General features: G+C 60.9%; 15 protein-coding genes and 1 pseudogene. 2 read left to right on the top strand and 14 right to left on the bottom strand.

Annotation, left to right across the window (positions count from 1 at the left end; all coding sequences use genetic code 11):
• Positions 1-73: 73 nt before the first annotated feature.
• From C8K18_RS31455 to C8K18_RS31415, 9 genes are all read right to left on the bottom strand, one after another.
• Positions 74-1,342 (bottom strand): hybrid-cluster NAD(P)-dependent oxidoreductase, encoded by a 1,269-nt coding sequence (locus C8K18_RS31455; RefSeq protein ID WP_107710889.1) that lies wholly within the window; start codon positions 1,340-1,342, stop codon positions 74-76.
• 32 nt (positions 1,343-1,374) lie between these two features.
• Positions 1,375-2,679, bottom strand: coding sequence for an SRPBCC family protein (locus C8K18_RS31450; protein WP_029971734.1), 1,305 nt, complete (start codon positions 2,677-2,679; stop codon positions 1,375-1,377).
• Between the two features lie 73 nt (positions 2,680-2,752).
• Positions 2,753-3,550, bottom strand: coding sequence for a drug:proton antiporter (locus C8K18_RS31445; RefSeq protein ID WP_107710890.1), 798 nt, complete (start codon positions 3,548-3,550; stop codon positions 2,753-2,755).
• Complete coding sequence (locus tag C8K18_RS31440) at positions 3,547-4,716, bottom strand: electron transfer flavoprotein subunit alpha/FixB family protein (protein WP_006052167.1); 1,170 nt, start codon at positions 4,714-4,716, stop codon at positions 3,547-3,549. The genes C8K18_RS31445 and C8K18_RS31440 overlap by 4 nt, the downstream gene beginning before the upstream one ends.
• 4 nt (positions 4,717-4,720) lie before the next feature.
• Complete coding sequence (locus C8K18_RS31435; protein ID WP_107710891.1) at positions 4,721-6,634, bottom strand: (Fe-S)-binding protein; 1,914 nt, start codon at positions 6,632-6,634, stop codon at positions 4,721-4,723.
• Positions 6,635-6,636: 2 nt separating this feature from the next.
• The gene (locus C8K18_RS31430) at positions 6,637-8,700 is read right to left on the bottom strand and encodes an NADH:flavin oxidoreductase (protein ID WP_107710892.1); all 2,064 of its coding nucleotides are present in this window, start codon (positions 8,698-8,700) and stop codon (positions 6,637-6,639) included.
• Positions 8,701-8,748: 48 nt separating this feature from the next.
• Complete coding sequence (locus C8K18_RS31425; RefSeq protein ID WP_107710893.1) at positions 8,749-9,285, bottom strand: DUF5943 domain-containing protein; 537 nt, start codon at positions 9,283-9,285, stop codon at positions 8,749-8,751.
• A 52-nt stretch (positions 9,286-9,337) separates the two neighbouring features.
• On the bottom strand, positions 9,338-10,309 hold the full coding sequence (locus C8K18_RS31420; protein ID WP_027798645.1) for a dipeptidase: 972 nt from the start codon (positions 10,307-10,309) through the stop codon (positions 9,338-9,340).
• A gap of 18 nt (positions 10,310-10,327) precedes the next feature.
• On the bottom strand, positions 10,328-11,602 hold the full coding sequence (locus C8K18_RS31415; protein ID WP_107710894.1) for a serine hydroxymethyltransferase: 1,275 nt from the start codon (positions 11,600-11,602) through the stop codon (positions 10,328-10,330).
• 468 nt (positions 11,603-12,070) lie between these two features.
• On the opposite strand from C8K18_RS31415, the gene C8K18_RS31410 reads away from it, so the two are divergent.
• Positions 12,071-13,066 (top strand): GlxA family transcriptional regulator, encoded by a 996-nt coding sequence (locus tag C8K18_RS31410; protein ID WP_006052173.1) that lies wholly within the window; start codon positions 12,071-12,073, stop codon positions 13,064-13,066.
• A 54-nt stretch (positions 13,067-13,120) separates the two neighbouring features.
• Here the strand turns inward: C8K18_RS31410 and C8K18_RS31405 are convergent, their stop codons facing one another.
• The 3 genes and pseudogenes from C8K18_RS31405 to C8K18_RS31395 form a co-directional block, all read right to left on the bottom strand.
• Entirely contained in the window at positions 13,121-14,383 is a 1,263-nt protein-coding gene (locus C8K18_RS31405; RefSeq protein ID WP_107710895.1) for a c-type cytochrome, read from the bottom strand.
• Positions 14,384-14,385: 2 nt separating this feature from the next.
• Positions 14,386-15,003 (bottom strand): (2Fe-2S)-binding protein, encoded by a 618-nt coding sequence (locus C8K18_RS31400; RefSeq protein ID WP_181324960.1) that lies wholly within the window; start codon positions 15,001-15,003, stop codon positions 14,386-14,388.
• Positions 15,000-17,821, bottom strand: a pseudogene (locus C8K18_RS31395) (xanthine dehydrogenase family protein molybdopterin-binding subunit). The gene C8K18_RS31400 and the pseudogene C8K18_RS31395 overlap by 4 nt, the downstream one beginning before the upstream one ends.
• Positions 17,822-18,097: 276 nt before the next feature.
• Between C8K18_RS31395 and C8K18_RS31390 the strand changes: the two are divergent.
• Positions 18,098-18,445 (top strand): hypothetical protein, encoded by a 348-nt coding sequence (locus tag C8K18_RS31390; RefSeq protein ID WP_132384644.1) that lies wholly within the window; start codon positions 18,098-18,100, stop codon positions 18,443-18,445.
• Positions 18,446-18,516: 71 nt separating this feature from the next.
• On the opposite strand, the gene C8K18_RS31385 is transcribed toward C8K18_RS31390, so the two are convergent.
• Together C8K18_RS31385 and C8K18_RS31380 are read right to left on the bottom strand one after the other, a co-directional pair.
• Positions 18,517-18,963, bottom strand: coding sequence for a DUF4279 domain-containing protein (locus C8K18_RS31385; protein ID WP_107710897.1), 447 nt, complete (start codon positions 18,961-18,963; stop codon positions 18,517-18,519).
• Complete coding sequence (locus C8K18_RS31380; RefSeq protein WP_107710898.1) at positions 18,953-19,753, bottom strand: hypothetical protein; 801 nt, start codon at positions 19,751-19,753, stop codon at positions 18,953-18,955. Before C8K18_RS31380 ends, C8K18_RS31385 begins: the two co-directional genes overlap by 11 nt.
• Between the last annotated feature and the right edge of the window lie 68 nt (positions 19,754-19,821).

The raw sequence follows: 19,821 nt of genomic DNA, 5'->3' as shown, positions 1-19,821 counted from the left end.
TGTCCGCATGCGACCTGGTTAATGGGCTTGCCCGGCCACTGGCGGCAACTGCTTTTCCTGGCGCGTGCGCCAGTCACTTTTCGACGACGAGATCGGTGAGCGGCTTGCTGCAGCACAGCAGCACCATGCCCTGATCGATTTCGCGCTGACGAATGCCGCCCGCGTGCTTCATCGCGACTTCGCCGGATACAAGTTTTACCTTGCAGGTTCCGCACATACCCTGGGTACACGATGCGGGCAGGCGCACGCCCGCTTTTTTTGCAGCGTCCAATACATGTTGGCCGCTGCCGCATTCGATCTCGCGATTGCTCTTCGTGAAGCTCACCTTATAGCGCGTTTCGATTTCGGTTCCGATCTCCGGCGCGGTGGGAGCCGGCTCGAAAGCCGGCGCCTCTTGCCGCGCTTCTGTAAAGCTCTCCACAGCAACCGCTTCAGGCGCGGTTTGCAATACATCGCCGACGTGAGCGGTCGTCAATTGCGCGGCGACCTCGCTGACCGTTTCGAACGAAAAGCTCTCTTCATGATAATGACGGCGATCGAAGCCGCCCTCATCCAGAAGATTACGTACGGCCTGCATATACGGCGCGGGGCCGCAGGTGAAGATCTCGCGTTCCAGAAAGTCCGGCGCAATCAGCTTGAGCAACGGCAACGTCAAAAAGCCCGTCACGCCAGGCCAATTCGTGCGCGCGCCTAAGCGTTCGCACACAAACGCGGTGCGAAAATGCGCGTGATTCGACGCAATCAGATCCAGTTCGCGCGCGAAGATGATGTCGTCCGGCGTGCGAGCGCTGTGCACAAACACAATGTCGCTGTCCTCGCCGAGTTCGTGATGCGCGCGGCTCATCGACATCAACGGCGTAATGCCGGAACCCGCCGACAGAAACAGGAATTTGCGCGCGGGATGGCGGGCGCACGTGAATTCGCCGGCCGGTCCGAGCACGCGAACCTCGCCGCCCACTTGCAGATTGTCGTGTAGCCAGTTCGACACCTTGCCGCCCGGCACGCGCTTCACCGTAATGGAGATGGTGTGTGGCCGCGTCGGCGGCGACGAAATCGTATAGCAGCGGTTAATCGATTCGCCGTCTATATCGAGTTCGAGCGTGATGAATTGCCCCGGCTCGAACACGAACGCCCGTTCATTCGGCGCGCGGAAGAAAAAGCTCTTCACGTCATGCGTTTCCTGACGGACATGGCAGCACACCAGCGTGTCGTCGACGTCGCTGTTCCAGCGCGCCGGCAGCGCGTCCCAGAAGCGCGGCTGCGTAACACGGCTTGCACGGCTTGTTGCAGGGTCTGTGGCCGGCTCACCGCCTGGCTGAAACGCCGCCTGATCGCGCATCATTGTTTTCTCCCGCTCCTGGTTGCGCTCGGCGCTCAGCGCACGAAGGACACGACGTTCTCGCCATGCGCAAGCGGCGTGGCATCGTGGGTTTGCGGTGCATTGCTGTAATCCGCGATGCGGCCGATATACCACTCGCAGAACTTCTCGACGAGACCTTCGGTGAACGGCGAATAAGGACCCGGCTCGTACGCGCTGCTCGATGCGCCGCGCTGCGAGTATTCGACGAGCGCACGGTCCTGATCGTTGGTCGCGCGCCAGACTGCCGTGAGGTTGTTCACGTCATAGTCGATGCCTTCCCGTGCGTCCTTGTGCACGAGCCATTTCGTGCGCACGAGCGTCTTGCCCGCCGAAAGCGGAATCACCGAAAAGCTCACGATATGATCGCTCATGAAGTGATGCCACGAATTAGGTTGCGTCCAGAAAGAAAGCCCGCCGAGATCCGCCTGCTCGAAGCCGCCCAGCAGTTTCTTCGACGCCACTTTTGCGTCGAGCGTCTGCGATTCGCCGTCGCGATCGAGCGGCAGGCGCTGCGTGCGAAAACCGGTCACGAGATCCGCGAGCCGTTCGATTTCCGCCGACGGCAGTTTCATCGCTTCCCATTGCGCGGTGCGCCGTGCAACGGTCTCTTCGAATGCGGCCATGCCTTCTTCGTTGGCCGGCGAGCGTTGATAGCCGAAGCCATATTCGTAAAGCGAAATGGTGAGTTCGGGATGGTTCGCGACGCAGTGATAGCACTCGCGATTGTTTTCCATCGTCAACTTCCAGTTGCCTTCCTCGATAATGTCGATCGATGCCGCGATCTTGCAGCCGGCCAGTTCGTGCGGCAGCAGATACGGCTCCATTGCAGCGCGCATCACCGAAAAGTCCGCGGGCGGATTCTCAGCGAGGCAGATGAAGATGAGTCCCGCGAGGTTCTCGACATGAACCTTCTTCAGGCTGTGCTTGCAACGGTCGAACTGGTCGCCCATATGCTCGGCGAACATCAGGTCGCCGTTCAGGTTGTACGTCCAGCTGTGATACGGGCACACAATGTTGCCAAGCGAGCCCTTGTCGGTATTGCACAGGCGCGAGCCGCGATGACGGCATACGTTATGAAACGCCCTCACTTGCATGTCGTCGTCGCGAACGATCAGGATGGAATCATGACCGATCTCCACCGTGATGTAGTCGCCCGGTTCGGGCACGTCCGGCTCGACTGCGACCTGAATCCAGTGCTGGCGAAAGATCGCTTCCATGTCGAGCGCGAAGATGTCCTCGCTCGTATAGAACGGCGCTTCCAGCGTGTGATTCTTTTTGCGGCGTTCGATCATTGCGCGAACGTCTGCGGAAACTTTCATTGTGTGCTCCGTTGCGTGTCACGTCTGGCGCCGCGCCAGGCCCTCCTGGCCGCTGGTTCGCCTGAACCGGAAATCAGTAATCCACGAGTTGATGCTCGCGCAAATACGCGAGAATCACTTGTGCTTTTTCGACGGAACTCCCTTCAATTACGACGCTTCCGCCGCGGCTTTCCGTCGTGGTTGCCGAAAGCATGCGGGCATGGCCGGAACGCTTTTCAGCGGCGGCCAGGCGCACGGGTTTGGCGGTTGCGGGGCGGATCGTCCAGGCGGGTTCTGTGGTGGCATTGCTCGCGGCTGTTCCCGCGCCTGCCGTACTCGCAACCGGACGAATCGTGCCTTCGCGCAGTCGTGCGTATGCATACGTCGGCGTCGCATTCGCCATCGGATGCACCGCGATCAACGCAGGCAATTGAACTTCGACACGTCGACGCAAACCCTTCGGCATGAATTGGCGAACCTGCGCGCAACCGTCGTTCAACGTCACGTCGACGGCCGCGCCGACGAGCGGAATATTCAGCGCATTGGCGACGCGATACGGCAGCATGCCGCTGTCGAATGCGCCTTCCGCGCGCGTTCCGGTCAATACCAGATCGTAGCCATGCAAACGCGCGGCGAGCGGCGCGGAAGCATCCGCTTGCGCGTCGTCCCCAACTGCGGGAACCGCAAGCACTTCCACCGAGCGCGCACCGAGCGCCAGATATTCCTGCAACGCGGGATTCGCTGCGTCGCCTGCATGCAGCACATCGAGCGTGGCGTTGTGCTGCTTCACTAGCGACAACGCGAGCGTGAGTGCGGCTGCGTCGTTGCGGCTGTAACGCGCAACGCCGCTTACCGGATGCCGGCCCACCGAAACGAGTACGGCGATTTTCATGCAAGCGCTCCTTCCGCAACGGCCTTCGAATTGAGTAACGCCGCGCCGGTGCCGCGCGCCGAACGCGCTGCAGCCGCGGCATCGTTGAGCGCCGCAATGGTTTCCTGCGCGTCCGCGATCACGGTCAGATTCGCGCGCTTGGCAATCGGCGCGCTCGCGTCGAGATTCACGGCGATCACATGACGGCAATCCTTGATGCCTTGCAAATGCTGCACGGCGCCCGAGATGCCGAACGCGATATACACGCTCGCTTCGACCGTCTTGCCCGTTGCGCCGATCTGCTTGTCGCGCGTGAACTTGCCGTCGTCGACGGCCACGCGGCTTGCACCGATCGCCGCGCCCAGCGTGGCCGCGAGACGCTCGAACGCCGGCACGTCGCTCACGCCGTTGCCCGCGGACACGATGAAGTCCGCCTCTTCCAATGCAAGTTGCGCCGCGTCCATTTCCTCGATGCCGAGATCGCGCACCGTGCCTTTCGCGCTGGCCGACTCGCCATCGAAGCGCCACACCACTCGCTCGCCCGCGCCGACGAACGGCAACTTCGGATCGACCGCATTCGCTGCGAGCAGAACCACTTCGGGCAACGCGCGCGAAGCCAACGCGGTATTCGCATGCACATACGCGGCCACGTGCGAGGCGTCGATTTCGACCACATGCGTCGCGACGCTCGCATTCGCCGCGGCTGCATAGCGGCGGCCGAGATCGCCGTCGCCGGTCGCGTTGTCGGGCAGGAACACATGCACGGGCGCATACGCCGCGACGCACGCCGCAAGCGCATTCAGTTCATCGACGGGCGCGAACTTGCGTCTATCGAACATGGGCAATTCGATTAGCTTGTCGGCGCCGAGCGCCGCAGCGTCGCCGGTGAACTCGCCGAATACCAGCAGCACGACTTCCGTCGATGCATCCGCAACCAATGCAGCGGCGGCGAGTGTTTGGCGCGCATGCTCGTCGAGCGCGCCGCGGTCCGCGTGCGCGGCGACCAGCATCGTGTGCGAAGGCGCCGCTGTCGTGCGGCGCGGCTTCGGCTGTTCGCGGTGTGCGCCGCTCGCGGCCGTGAAATCCAGCGCACCGGCCACACCGATAGCGCCCAACGTAATGCGCCGAAGTCCGTCAGCCGTGATCGTAAACGGCCGGCGCGGATCGATTCGTTTGATTGTGTTCATCGCGTTACTCCAGCGCCGCTGCAACCAGTTCGGCGACGTCCAGCACTTCGGGACGCGGACCGACCACGCCTTCGAGCATCGCCGTGCAATTCGGGCAACCCACGGCGACGATGTTTGCGCCGATGCCGCGTGCGTCGTCGATGCGAATGTCGGGAATGCGCCGCTTGCCCGGAATGTCCGTCAACGGTGCACCGCCGCCGCCACCGCAGCAACGTCCGCGCATACCGTTGCGCTCCATTTCGACGACCTTGATGCCGATGCTCTTCAACACGCGGCGCGGCGCTTCCGTTTCGCCGTTATAGCGGCCGAGATAACACGGATCGTGATACGTGATCTTGCTATCCGCGTAAGCGGCGGCGGCACGCGGCGACAGCTTGCCGCTCGCGATGAGTTCGTCGATCAGCGCAGTGTGATGCTGGACCTCGTAAAAGCCGCCCAGCGCGCGATATTCGTTGCGCAGGCTGTGCAGCACGTGAGGGTCCGCGGTCACGATCTTGCCGAACGAATACTGCGAAAGCGTGCCGATCAATTTGCTCGCGAGTTGCTGGAAGGTGGCTTCGTCGCCGAGACGCCGGGCTGTATCGCCGGTATCCGTTTCCACTCCGCCCAGCACCGCATAGTCGATGCCCGCGCGGTTCAGCACCTTGACGAGCGCGCGCAGCGTGCGTTGATAGCGCATGTCGAACGCGCCTTCTCCTGCGATCAAGAGCACATCCACGCGACGTCCGGGCTGCGCGACCTGCACCTGAAGATCGACGGCCCAGTCGTAACGCGCGCCGATGTCGTAACCATTCGCGCTGCCGGTCTCACGCAGATTCGCGAGCGTGATCGGACCTTTGCCGGGCACCGTGCCTTCGACGAGCGTCTGATTGCGGCGCATGTCCACGATTGCGTCGACATGCTCGATCAGCATCGGGCACTCCTGCACGCAAGCGCGGCAGGTCGTGCATGACCACAGCGTTTCCGCTTCGATGAGACTGGAAATCAAGGGCTTTTGTGGTGCGCCGCCGTGCTTGCCGACCGGAATGCCGGGCGTCGGGCTGCCCGCGTATTCCGCGTCGGTGCCACCGACCATGCCCGTGACCAGATCCTGAATCAGCTTCTTCGGATTAAGCGGCTGGCCGGCGGCGAACGCGGGACATGCCGCTTCGCACTTGCCGCACTGCACGCACGCATCGAAACTGAGCAACTGGTTCCAGCGAAATTCAACCGGCTTGCCCACGCCATATTCTTTCGCGTCGAGCAGCGGCACTTTCAATGCGGTGGGCGGCACGACATCGTTCGAGTTACGCTCGGCAAAGCGCTCCTGACGCGGATGAAAAGCCAGATGCAAAAGACCCGCGAGCGCATGTTTCATCGGACCGCCGCGCGCCGCACCGAACGTCATCGTGAAGGCGCCCACCGCGATCAGCAGCGCGACGATGATGGCGAGCGCGCCCGACATCGCCGAAGCCGGCAGCGCGACGAACAGCACGAGGCCGAGCGCGAACGAGCCGAGCAGCAGCGGCAAGTGATCCCACGGTCCACGCGAAAGCCGCGCGGGCACCGCCTTCGCACCATGACGGCGGCGCCACACGAACACGGCGCCGACCAGCATCACGAGCGCGGCCAGAAAGATCAGCTTGTCGAGCCACGGCGAGTAGATCGCGAGACCGTAGTTGACGAACACGAGCGCCATCGCGAGGATCGCACCGCCCGCGGTCGCGACATGCGTCTTTGCAATGTACGGATCGCGCGCGACCACATGATGCAGGTCGACGAAGTAGCGCTTTGGAATGGACAGCAAATTGGCCCAGCCGTACGCGCCCGCCGCCGTCGCGCGGCCCTCGCGCCAATACGCGGCGCGCTTCGCGAGCGCGAACGCCAGACCCGCCATCGACAACCACAACAGCACGGTGATGACAGACACGGGGCTCATCGTCAGAAATCCTTGCAAAGGCGCAGCGCGTCGTAAATCGCGCCGTGAATGTTGTGCATGGAGATGCAGTCGCCGACGCGGAACAGCAGAAAGCGGCCATTGCGGAGTTCTTCGGAAAGCGACGGCTGCGGCTCGGATGCGAAGAGCTTATGCACGTCCACCTGGCCGCGATTCACCGACTCGGGCTTGAGCTTCCAGTACAACTCGTCGTTCGGCGTGCTGCCGTTTTCGATCACCACCTGATCGACCGCGCGCTCTTCCTGCTCCTCGGTGTACTCGTTGCGAAGCACGGCGATCTTCTTGCCGTCTTCTTCGTACACCTTGTCGAGCCAGTAATTCGGCGTGTGAACCACGCCTTGCGCATAGAGACGGCGATAGAAAATCGGGAACGTGGTGCCGCCTACGTCGTCGGCGACTTTCACGTCGGGCGTGACGATCTCCACATTCGAGCCGCGGCTCGAGATGAAATCGGCCACGCCTGCGCCGGCATGTGTGCTGACGCCGTCATACACGAGTACATTCTTGCCCGGCTCGACCTTGCCCGAGAGCACGTCCCACGAACTGACAGCGAGACCTTCGTCGACACCCCATGCCGCGACTTGCGACGTGAACGACGAACCGCCCGTAGCCAGCACGATGATGTCCGGCTTCTCGGCCATGATGGTCTTTTCGTCGGCGGCAACACCGAGACGGCGGTCCACGCCAAGCCGTTTCGTCTCCATGTCGAACCAGCGGACGATGCCCGCCATCTGCTCGCGCTGCGGCGCCTTGGCCGCGAGCATGATCTGGCCGCCCACGTAGTCGTTCTTTTCGAACAGCACGACGTCATGACCACGCGACTTCGCGACGCGAGCGGCTTCGAGTCCGGCAGGACCGGCGCCGACCACGACAACCTTGCGCTTCGGCCCGCTCGTGCGTGTAATTACATGCGGCATCGTCGCTTCACGCGATGTCGCAGCGTTCTGCACACACAGCACGTCGAGCCCGTTGTACTGGCGGTCGATGCAATAGTTCGCGCCGACGCATTGCTTGATCTCGTCTTCGCGGCCATCGCGAATCTTGATGACCATATGCGGGTCGGCAATTTGCGCGCGCGTCATGCCGACGAGATCGACCATGCCGCTTGCGAGCAAACGCTCGGCCTGACCTGCGTCGCGAATACTTTGCGCGTGCATGACCGGAATCTTGACGACCGACTTGATGCCGGCTGCGAGATGCACGAACGGCTCGGGCGGCAGCGCCATCGGCGGCATGCAGTTCGCGAGCGTGTTGTGCGTGTCCGCGCCCGAACCGATCACGCCGAGATAATCGATGAGGCCGCTTTCGCTCATGGCCTGCGCGATCTCTTTCAACTGCTCGTGATCGAGCCCGTCTTCATGAAACTCGTCGCCGCACATGCGCAAGCCGACGCAGAAATCGGGGCCGACTGCTTCGCGGACGGCTTTCAACACTTCGACGCCGAAACGCAGGCGGTTTTCGAGCGAGCCGCCCCATTCGTCAGTACGGAAATTGGTTCGCGGGCTCCAGAACTGGTCGATCAGATGCTGGTGCGCCGCCGAGATTTCGACACCGTCCATGCCCGCGTCTTTCACACGCTTAGCGGCCGCGGCGAAGTCGGTGATAATGCGGCGAATCTCTTCCACTTCGATGATCTTCGCGTTGCCGCGATGTACCGGCTCGCGCACGCCGGACGGCGACATCAGATGCGGCCAGTGCTCGCCGTGAAATGCCGAGCGACGGCCCATATGCGTGGCCTGGATCATGATCTTCGCGCCGTGCGCATGCATGGCTTCGGCGAGGCGCGACAACGGATCGATGATCTTGTCGGTCGACAGATTCACCGACTTCCACCAGCCTTGAGGACTGTCGATCGACACCGGGCTCGAACCGCCGCACACGGCGAGGCCGACACCACCCTTGGCCTTTTCTTCGTAGTAGCGGATATAACGGTCGCCAGGCAGGCCGCCCGGCTCCGCATACACCTCCGCATGCGCAGTGCTCACGATGCGGTTGCGCAAGGTCAGCTTGTTCAGCGTGAGAGGCTTGAAAAGGTTCGGGTAACGCATCGCGATCGACCTCGGAATGATATGGCTGGTGGTGCTGTGCCGTACGCGTTATGCAGCGAGCGGCGAGACTTCGAATACGCAATGCTCGTGGCCTTCTGCTGCGCAGCGCGCTTCGCGCGATCGCGAAGGCGGTCCCTTACGCGACGAATCGGGCGCGGTGTCGTTGACCCAATCCATCGCGCCCGCGAACCAGCCGGCGAACATGTAGCAGAGCTTGCCGACCTTGCCCGGCTGCGCCAGCACGAACGACGAATGGTGCAACTCGATACGCGCATGCGAAGTTGACGGGTCGGCTTCGGTAATCGAGAAGATGCCCCAGCCGCGCTGCGAAAGCCGCTTCAGGTAATGCTCGAATACAGCCATGCCGGCAATGCCGTGCTGTTTGGCTTCCTTGTCGCACCAGAAGTACGCGGACTTGTAGCCGGCCTTGTAGAGAATCTCCGCATACGTGTCGATGCCGAGCGCTTCTTCCACCGCGGTGTGATTGTTCGTGAAGAAATGGCGCGGCACGTAGAGCATCGGCAGCGCGTCGGTGGTCCAGACGCCGGTGTTCGGATCGACGTCGATAGGCAGTTGGGGTTGCATGTGGGACTCCGCTTTTTATAGGGCTATTTCGTTGATTGAATGAGGCGGAAGATCAGACCTTCCACACTTCGCCGAATACCCGCACCCAGTTCTCGCCCATGATCTTCTTGATGCGCGTTTCGCTCCAGCCGGCACGTTCCATCGCGGCGGTCAGATTCGGAAACTCGCCGATCGTACGAATGCCTTCCGGGTTCACGACCTTGCCGAAGTTCGTCAACTGGCGATAACGGCCCTTGTCGTGCGTGATCCAGTCGAAGAACTCAGTGCTGTAGCCTTGCGTGAAGTCCGTGCCGATGCCGACCTGATCTTCGCCGATCAGATTCACTACGTATTCGATTGCTTCGATATAGTCTTCGACGGTCGCGTCGGCACCACGCTTGAGGAACGGTGCGAACATCGTCACGCCGACAAAACCACCTGCATCTGCAATCTCTTTCAGTTGCTCGTCGCTCTTGTTGCGCGGGTGCTCTTTCAATCCCGACGGGCAGCAATGCGAGTAGCACACCGGCTTTTTAGAAGCCGCAATCGCTTCCGAAGAAGTCTTGCCGCCCACATGCGAGAGATCGACCATGATGCCGACGCGGTTCATCTCCTGAATCACTTCTCGGCCATAACCCGAGAGGCCGCCGTCGCGTTCATAGCAACCGGTGCCGACGAGGTTCTGCGTGTTGTAGCAAAGCTGCACCACGTTCACGCCGAGATCCTTGAATGCCTCGATATAGCCGAGGTTGTCTTCGAATGCGTGCGCGTTCTGGAAGCCAAAAATAATGCCGGTCTTGTTCTCTTTCTTCGCGCGGAAGATGTCGTCGGTCGTGCGCACGAGCGTCAGGATCTCGCCGTATTCGCGAATCTGCTGCTTCATTTCGGCGATGTTGTCGACCGTCTTCTGAAAGCTCTCCCACACCGACACCGTGCAGTTCACCGCGGTCACGCCGCCCTTGCGCATATCCTCGAACACCGAGCGCTCGAACTTCGAAATGTTCAAACCGTCGATGATGATGCTGTTTTCGTGCAGATTGCTCATCGTTTGCTCCAGGCGTTCTCAGTAGATGGGGAAGCGCTCGCACAGCGCGAAGATCTCGCGGCGCACGCGTTGTTCGGTGGCGGCATGGCCTTCGGGGTGATCGCGCAGCGAGTCGAGTACTTCGACAATCAAACGGCCCACGTCGCGGAACTCGTTCACGCCGAAGCCGCGCGTGGTGCCGGCCGGCGTGCCGAGGCGAACTCCCGAGGTGATGGTCGGCTTTTCCGTGTCGAACGGAATGCCGTTCTTGTTGCACGTAATGCCGGCGCGCTCCAGCGCCTGCTCGACCTGATTGCCTTTGAGACCCTTCGGGCGCAAGTCGACCAGCAACAGATGGTTGTCCGTGCCGCCCGTCACGAGATCGACGCCGCCTGCCTTCAGTACTTCGCCGAGCGCCTGCGCATTCGCGAGAACGCTGTCGATATAAGTCTTGAAGCCTGGTTGCAGCGCCTCGCCAAACGCGACCGCCTTGCCGGCGATCACATGCATCAGCGGGCCGCCTTGCAGGCCGGGGAACACGGCGGAGTTGATCTTCTTCGCGATATCTTCGTCATTCGTCAGCACAAAGCCGCCGCGCGGGCCGCGCAAGGTCTTGTGCGTCGTCGACGTAACCACGTGCGCATGTTCGACCGGATTCGCATGACGTCCCGCCGCGATCACGCCTGCGATGTGCGCCATATCGACCATCAGCTTCGCGCCGACGCTGTCGGCGATCGCACGCAGCCGCTTGAAATCCAGCGCGCGCGGATAAGCGGAGAAGCCGGCGATCAGCAGCGCGGGTTTATGCTGCTGCGCGAGTTCCTCGATCTGCTCGTAATCGATCAGGAGCGTGTCGCGATTCACGCCGTACTGGACCGCGTTAAACCACTTGCCCGAAAGCGCCGGCTTGGCGCCGTGCGTGAGGTGGCCGCCTGCATCGAGCGACATGCCGAGCACTGTGTCGCCTGGCTTCACCAGCGCGAGCATCACCGCGCCGTTGGCCTGGGCGCCCGAATGCGGCTGCACGTTGGCGAACTTCGCGTTGAACAGTTGCTTGATGCGATCGAGTGCAAGCGTCTCGATCTCGTCGACATATTCGCAACCGCCGTAGTAACGCTTGCCCGGATAACCTTCCGCATACTTGTTGGTCAGCACCGAGCCTTGCGCTTCGAGCACCGCGCGCGACACGATGTTTTCCGACGCGATCAGCTCGACTTGCGACTGCTGACGCTCGAGCTCTTTCAAAATTGCGCCGCGCACCGCCGCATCGCGCGTGCTCAGCGGTTCTTCGAAGAAAGGATTCGGGTTCGACATGGAAGGTCCGTGGGGTCATTGACGTTAGGCGCCGGAAGCGTTGGTGGGCCTTCGTTTCTGCCCTGCCGCCGCCGGATTGCGTACGTCTATTCTTGACGCTTGCATCGCGCGTCAATTTATGAATTCAGACGCGTTCTTTGCCTTTTCCGCCATAGGCGACCTTTTTCGACAAGTCGCCTCTGCGGATCCCTTGGTTCATACCGCCGGCGGATCATCGCGCCGATGCCGAACGGTCGTTCGCTGGCGACGCGATGCTGCACTGCGGCTGGACGCAGTGCGCGTTTGCGGTGCGGTTCGCGATGGCCGCCGCGCGCTTCTGGTGCCGTTTCTTATCTGTTTGATGGGCAAGCATAGGCAACCGAGGGTTTAGCCTGATGGCATGGTAGTTGCGCTAGTCCTCAAAATTACATAAGTCGCAGTTCCCCACAGCGACGCGGCACTATAGATTCGAAGGAATCATTCCTCATCATGTCCACCGATCGCACGGCGTCACTGTCGCATTTCGCCTTCATGCCCGTCCCGAACTTCACGATGATCGCATTCACCAACGCGATCGAAGTGCTGCGCATGGCGAATTACCTGACAGGGCAAACGCTTTACCGCTGGTCGATCGTGAGTCCCGAAGGCGGGCCGGTGACTGCAAGCAATGGGTTGTCGGTCGATACGGGTCCGGTCGAATGCGTCGGCCAGCCGGATATCGTGTTCGTGATCGGCGGCATCGACGTGCAGCGCGCGACCACGCCTGCGCATCTGTCGGCATTGCGCCGCTTCGCGCGCATGGGTTGCGTGCTCGGGAGCCTGTGCACCGGAACGTATGCGCTCGCGCGCGCCGGACTATTAGCGGGCTATGCGTGCGCGATTCATTGGGAGAACATGTCGGCGCTCAAGGAAGAGTTTCCCGACACGCGCTTTCTGAAAGAACTCTTTGTGATAGATCGCGATCGCGTGACCTGCACCGGCGGCGTTGCGCCGCTCGATATGATGCTTAACCTGATTGCGCCGCGTGTGGGCACTGCACGCGTCACGCAGATCGCCGAGCAGTTCATCGTCGAGCATGTGCGCGATACCAGCGCGCAACAGAAGATGCCGCTCGTCGCGCGGCTCGGCTCGGCCAACAAGTCGCTCTTCGAAGTGATCTCGCTGATGGAGAACAACATCGAAGAGCCGCTATCGCGCGAGGAACTCGCGCGGCTTGCCGGCATGTCGCAACGGCAATTGCAACGCCTCTTCCGCGAGCATCTCGGGATGACCCCGACGCATTACTATCTGACGCTGCGTTTGCGGCGCGCGCGCGAACTGCTGCTGCAAACCGACATGTCGATCATGAACATCACGATGGCGTGCGGCTTCCAGTCGGCCTGCCACTTTTCGAAGAGCTATCGCGATGCATTCGGCACCGCGCCTACGCGCGAGCGTCGCAAGCAGGCACCGTCGCTTTCTTCGCCGCCGGTGATGGCGGCCTGAGAAGCGCCTCAGCACTCCCCAAGGTTTATACCGCCTTTGATCGCTTCACGCGGATTAATGCCTTAGTCCGCGTGCCGAATCCGCGCTTACGTCGGCCGGTTGCGCGCCCCACGTCGCCCGCAGATAGTTCGCGAGTTGCGCCAGTTCGTCGTCGCTCAACTTGCTCGCGAAGCCGGGCATGGCCTGCATGCGTTCGAGTCCGGGGAAGCTTTGTTCGGCGATGCCATCAAGCATCGACACGATCAGATTGTGCGGATTGCTTTGACGGACGGTGGAGTTTCCACGCATCGGTACGGCTACGTGAGGCACGCCTTCTCCATCCGCGCCATGACAGCCTGCGCATAGAGACAGATAGAGGCGGCGGCCCGGCGCGAATTGAGTAGCATCGACCGCCTGAGCTTGCACCCGCACCGGCTCACTCGGACGATCACCGAGCAGGTACGTCGAAACCGCGCGCAGATCGTCCGGCGTCATGTACTGACTGCTCAGATGCACGACGGAATGCATCTCGCCAAACGCCGAGCCTTGCGACGCGATGCCCGTTGCGAGATACGTCGTGAGATCGGCCGCGGACCATCCGCGCTCGGCGAGCCCTTGCGGTGTGAGGCTCGGCGCGATGACCCGGCCAAGCGTGCCGCCTGCAAAGGGCGCGGTGAGGTCGAGTTGCCCGAAGCGGCCGCGCGGCGTATGGCATTCGGTACAGTGTCCGAGCGCGTTCACGACATAACGTCCGCGATTCCAGTCCGCCGAATGACCCCGCGATGCATCGGGCAACGTGTCTTCGAGAAACAGCATTTTCCAGAAGCGCACGGCGAAACGCACATTGAACGGGAACGACAGATCGGCCTCGCGGCTTACGACGGCCGCCGGCTTTTGCGACATCAGGTATGCGTAGATCGCGTCGCTATCCTCGCGAGACATCTGGCGATACGACGTGTACGGCATCGCCGGATACAGTTGGCCATTGGGCGACTTGCCGTCGTGGAGCGCAGTGTAGAACTCGTCGGCGCTCCATTGTCCGATGCCACGCTGCTTATCCGGCGTGATGTTCGATCCATAGAACGTACCGAACGGCGAGACCAGCCTCACGCCTCCTGCGAATTGCGCGCTATCGGGCGACGTATGGCATGCCGCGCAGTCCGCCGCTTCGGCAAGATAACGACCGCGGGCGATCAAGGCGGCGTCGTGCGCATCTTGTGTAGTCGCGGTGCGCTGGGCGGCAGCATCAGGTGCGTTGCCGCAGGCTGTCAACATCGCCGCGGCGAGTGTCACCAACGCCGCGCGAAACAACGAAAAAGTACTCTTGTGGGAAATCATCTTTAGACGTTCCTCACCAGTCCGGCTGTGTTCAGTACGAGGTCCTTCACCGCTTCGTAATAGCGTACGTAGCCCGTGCAGCGGCAAATATGCGCGTTGAGCGCCTCGGTGATCGTCTCCTCGACCTTGCTGCGTTCAATGGGCTGACGCTTGAGGCGCTCGATCAGCACCGTCGTCGCGTTGACGAATCCCGGCGTGCAATATCCGCACTGAAAGCTGAAGTGTTCGAGAAACTTCTGCTGGACCGGCGAGAGTGCGACAGGCTTGCCGCTCTCGTCACACGTCGCGTGAGCTTCGACCGTGCGGATTTTTTTGCCGTCGAAAAAGCTCGCGCCGGTAATGCACGATCGCACTTCTTCACTGCTGCCATCGGCGTTATCGAGAATGACGACGCATGCGTGGCACACGCCCTGGCCGCACCCCAGGCGCGAGCCTGTCAGCCCGAGGTACTCATGCAGAAAGTCGATCAGCATGAGCTGCTCCGGTACGCGGATCAGCCCGACGGATCGGCCATTGACCGTCATCGACACAGGTTGCATGGCGTAACGCGTCAGAGGCTTTTCGGCAACGCTTGCGATTGCGGAGGCTACTTCTGTGGAATCGGATATGGGCAGTGTCATACGAGCACCTCCTGAATTTTTTGTGGCGTAACGGGAAGGTCGCGGAAACGATGTCCAACCGCATGCGCAATGCCGTTCACGATGGCGCCGACGACCGGAATCATCACCACTTCGGCAATGCCTTTTGGCGGGTCGGTTTCTGTTAGCGGAGGCAGTACTTCACTCGTCTGGCTCCATACGGCAACGTCCGTCGAACGTGGCAAACGATAGCGGTTGAAATTCCATGTGCCGTTGCCGGGGCCGTCTTCGTAGAGCGGCAAATACTCATGCAGCGCATGGCCGATGCCCATCGCAAGACCGCCTTGCAACTGGCCCGAAACCAGTTGAGGCGACAACTGGTTGCCGCATTCGAGAATGGAGTGATGCGTCAATACTTCGACCTCGCCGCTCGACTCGTTCACTGCAAGTTCGACGAGCGTGCCGACCGCGCTGTAGTACGTGACCATTGCGTTATTGCGCTGCACGGGCGGAATGAACACGCGCTTTCGGTCGAGCACACGGTAGCTATTGAGCGTCGTCGCGGACTTCGGACCGTTCGGCATTGCGCCGTTGCCGTAGCGAAGCGACAGTCCGTCGATTGGCAAGCGCTCTATCTTGCCGCCGGCTTCGAACTCGGCCTCGGTCCATTGCCAGCGATTGAATACATGCACGGTGGCGCCCGTCACGAGTCCGAGTTCGTGCGCCTTTTTCGCAATCTGCTCGAACGGCAATGCTTCCAGTCCATCCGCCGACAGCTTGCCGTTCACCCAGCGCGCGTCTTCTATGCGCACGACAAGCGATGCGGCCTGGCCGCCGCCCGCGCCGCTCGACCAGATCGACATTGCCGCCGGCCATAAGCCGTGCACAAAAAGAACGCGCGCTGCTTCGCGAGTACTGTGCGTGAAGTAATAGGCAGAGTTAGTCGCACTCGACGGCGACATAAAGTCCGGCGACCAACGCGGATTCCTCGAAAGGCGATCCTGATCCGCCTGCGACATCAGGTAAGGATCGCCGCTCGTGATTACCGGAAGATCGGGCCAGTCCGCCAACGCGAAATGCACGGTCGACGCCGGCACGCCGAGCCATTTCGCCACGGCAATGGCTTGCGATGTCGACATACCCGTGCCGATTTCCGAGCCCGAATGATGCAGCGTGATCTTGCCGTCTTCACTCATCTCGACTTTGGCGAAAGAACATTCGGCGCCTGTGCCGAAGTCTTTTTGCACGCACGCGAAGCCCACGCCATAGCGTTTGCCGGGATGCTCCGCTTCGTACTTCGCTTTCTTCCGCGCGCGGTTCTTCCACAATGGATGCGACTTTGCCTTTTGCAGAACTTCATCGACGCGAACAGCGCCAGCCGGTATTGCGCCCTGCGTATTCTTCATTCCCGACCGCAATGCGTTCGTGAGACGGAAATCGATTGGGTCGAGCTTCAGTTGTTCGGCGATTTCGTCGATCATCATCTCGGTTGCGGCCATGCTTTGCAGCGTGCCGTAGCCGCGCGCAGAGCCGGCATCGACTGCGCGCGACGCAATGGCGTTGCAGTGAGATCGCTCTTCGGAAAGTAGTAGATCGATTGCGCGGCGGTCGCACCGACCATCGCCACAGACCGCGAGAAGTTCATGCGCCCGCCGCCATTCGCTTCGAGATCGCCTTTGAACGACTGAAGCAGTCCCGTCTTTCTGTCGACAGCAATGCGGTACTTCATGTTGAACGCATGGCGTTTGAGCGCGCTTTGAAACTGCTCGTAGCGATCGTTAGCGAGGCGCACCGGTCGGCCATCGCCATACATCGCAGCGACAAGACCATAGAACGGCATGTTGTAGTGATCTTTCGATCCATAACCGACCGTGTAGCATGGGTGAAGGAACACACTCTTCACCGCAAAGCGGCACTTCGCGACCATTTCCGCCACGCTTTGAGCCACTTCGGCAGGGCCTTGCGTGGGCACGATCATGTGAAGCGCGTGCGAGTCGGCGTCATACCAACAGTTCGCATTGTCCGGCTCGAGTGCGGCGGTATCGATCGACTGCGTGCTGTAGTCGCGCTCCATCACCAGCCAGTCCGCAGGCGGATGTGCGAGTTCTTCGGCGATGCCGTCTGCGAAGAAAATGCCTTGTTCGCCGAGCGATCCGCGCTCGACGCCATCCGGCCATACCGGTTGATGCTTGCGCATCGAGCCGGGAAACAACGGCGCGTTCTTCAGGCTTGAAAAGACGTCGTCGTCATACGGAGTCTTGCCGCCCACACGAACGAACCGGAACGTGCCCCACGGATCACGTTCGAGCGGTCCCGTCTGCTGGCCGTACTGGATGACGTCGTCGCGGAACTTGAGATAGTCCTTCGCGAGGCGAAAGCGCGCGAAGTCGTGGAAGATCAGAATTGCAACGGCATGGCCGAGATAAGCAGGCGTGTTGCTCTTCGGCAGAAGCATGTCGCTGCCGTAGAACGCGGGAAATTGCAGACCGTCGCGCGTGAGGTCGTCGGCGGTCACGAGGCGGTCCGGCATCAGGTCGTCGCCCAGTCCCGCGAGATTGAAGCCTTCGTACAGGCAGTCTGCACGCGTCGCGCGCAGGATCATCGCGTGTGATTGCTGCTGCGGCCAATGCGGCATATCCGATGCACGCATATCGCGAGCGAACACTTTTTCACCCTTGACCTTGGCGATGCCGTCGATGCGGAATTTGGGCTGGCCGCTCGCCGGGTCCCAATTGACCGGCGTCAGTATGCGTTCTTCGAACAACGCGGCAAAGGCACGCCCACCGACGGGCGCGAGATACACGGAAATGCCGGCGATGACGCTGGCCTTCAGAAAGCTACGGCGTGGAAGGCCGGCCATCTACTACTCCTGAAATATATGACTGCGCGCGTCGATCGAGCCGGCAAAGTTGCCCGCAGCGTTTAGGGGGCCGAATTATGGCACTGGCCCATGCGGTTATATGTTGATATTTGCAAAATATCGGCGTTGGACGTAAAGCGTTGTCAGCTTGCAGTGAGCTGGACGGCCGTCATCGAGAACGGAGACGCGATGGCGTGAATCGGAAGAGTCCTATTTCAGGTTCCGCTCTGGTTGTGCATCGTTGCGGTCCCGATGACACCCGTTTCCACTTTGAGAATGAAAAAGAAAACGTTGATGCAGATGAGCAGGCTCTGGTTCGTTGGGGGAAGCCTTGTGGCTCACCTTGCGTATGCGCAGGACCATTCAGGCATTGCAGAGCCGACGTTGCCCCTCGAAGTCACGCCGACTGTCGATATGCCCACGGCTGTCACCGCGGCGCCGAGACGAATGCTGCACCATTGGTCTCGCGTCGGCGCGTTGAGCGATGACCAGAAAAGTATGGGCGAAATGCTGGCGGAACACCCGGAACTGCAGACGCATTCGCATTCGACGTACTACTCGTGGTCGCTTCACGTTGGGGAACGTGCACGGCTGCAGCCGCCGGGTAGTGAGTTTTCGCATTAGGGGGCGGCGGGTGTGGCGCTGCCGGGGGATGTGCAGCGCGCTGCAATGCTTCGGGCGAAGTGGGTTCCATCCTACCGATATTCGTCGATTTCGATCGTTCCGCGCATTGCTTCGATTATTGAGCGGATGTCGTCGGGTACGTCGGGCACGCGGTTTCCGGAGGGGTTAAACCAGAAGCAGGAGAACCCAACCCTCGCACCGTTCTGTTGCGCGATCTCCTTCAAACCCTCGCGGGGCAAACCAAGGCGCGCTATGAGATACCGCAAATGCGGTTCCAGCAGATCGCTTTCCACCGCCGATTCGCTGCTTACTCCCCACAGGCCCGTTTTCCCCAAAGCTTTACTGGACTTTCCGGAAGGAAGGGCAAATGACTTTCCTTTGACGATCGCGGTGTCAGGGGCTATCTGAAAGTACTGCGTCCAGAATTCCGGTGATACGGCGTCTCCGGTTATCAGGAAAGACGCGTAGGCTCCGGCGTCCGCGCTCGCATTTGATGTTGAAGACTGGTTATGGTGCATAGTCGTGAATGCTGTCCTCAAATATTTTCCCGTTGAATTCCACGTTGCCATTGTCGTGAAAGATGCTGTTATCCGCTGGTCCAAGACGGTTGGCATCTTTGAACTTGTGGAGCATAGTCCCGAACGTTTTGTAGTCGTAGCCAAGCATCTTCGCCGCATAGCGTGGATTATTCGTACTAGCCGCCAGTTCCTCTGTGTCGCCGCTCACCGGATCCGGCGCGTAATCGAACGGCTGCGCATCGCCAAGCGGCGTAGCGGTTTCGGTTAAATCGCTCGCGGCGTCGACCAATGACGAAGGAGCAGCATTCGCATACCGAGCCGTAACCGCATTCGCCCGGTCCACAATGTCGTTATAGCGGTCAATGTATGCCGTCGCGGCATCGTAGGACATTCCGCAATCGTTCATTAACGAGCTGCGGAAGCTCGGGACCCTCTCCGGCTTAGGCACCGGATTTCCCACCGCGCCTCCCGTCCGCGATTGCTCGGCAATCAGCACAACACTCTCGCCACGGATCATCGACTGCAACGTCTCTACGACCTCAACGTCAGCGCCATTCTTTGCCAACCGCTCGTGCCAATAGAAATTCGTCCCGAGAAACGCGCGGACCCGCCGAACGAGCGCCGCGTCTTTAGCCCACACATCGGCATATGCGCGTTGTGAGAACTTCTTGCCCTCTTCAACCGCCTCTTTCTGCTCGGTAGAAAGAAAGATACGCCCACTTCCATAGTCATCCTTACGGTACATCACCCACCGTTGAAACGAATCCGTCTTCAGTTCGGTTCCACCCATCGCGAGCCTCGTCGCTTATGACGGCGTAACCCTGGCAGATCGCCCGACACCCATGTTTTTGGGATCGC

Source organism: Paraburkholderia sp. GV068 (assembly GCF_003058125.1).
In the GTDB taxonomy this organism is placed as follows: Bacteria; Pseudomonadota; Gammaproteobacteria; order Burkholderiales; family Burkholderiaceae; genus Paraburkholderia; species Paraburkholderia graminis.
Note: the sequence above shows the minus strand (reverse complement) of the source record. Positions and strands in the feature narration are given on the sequence as shown.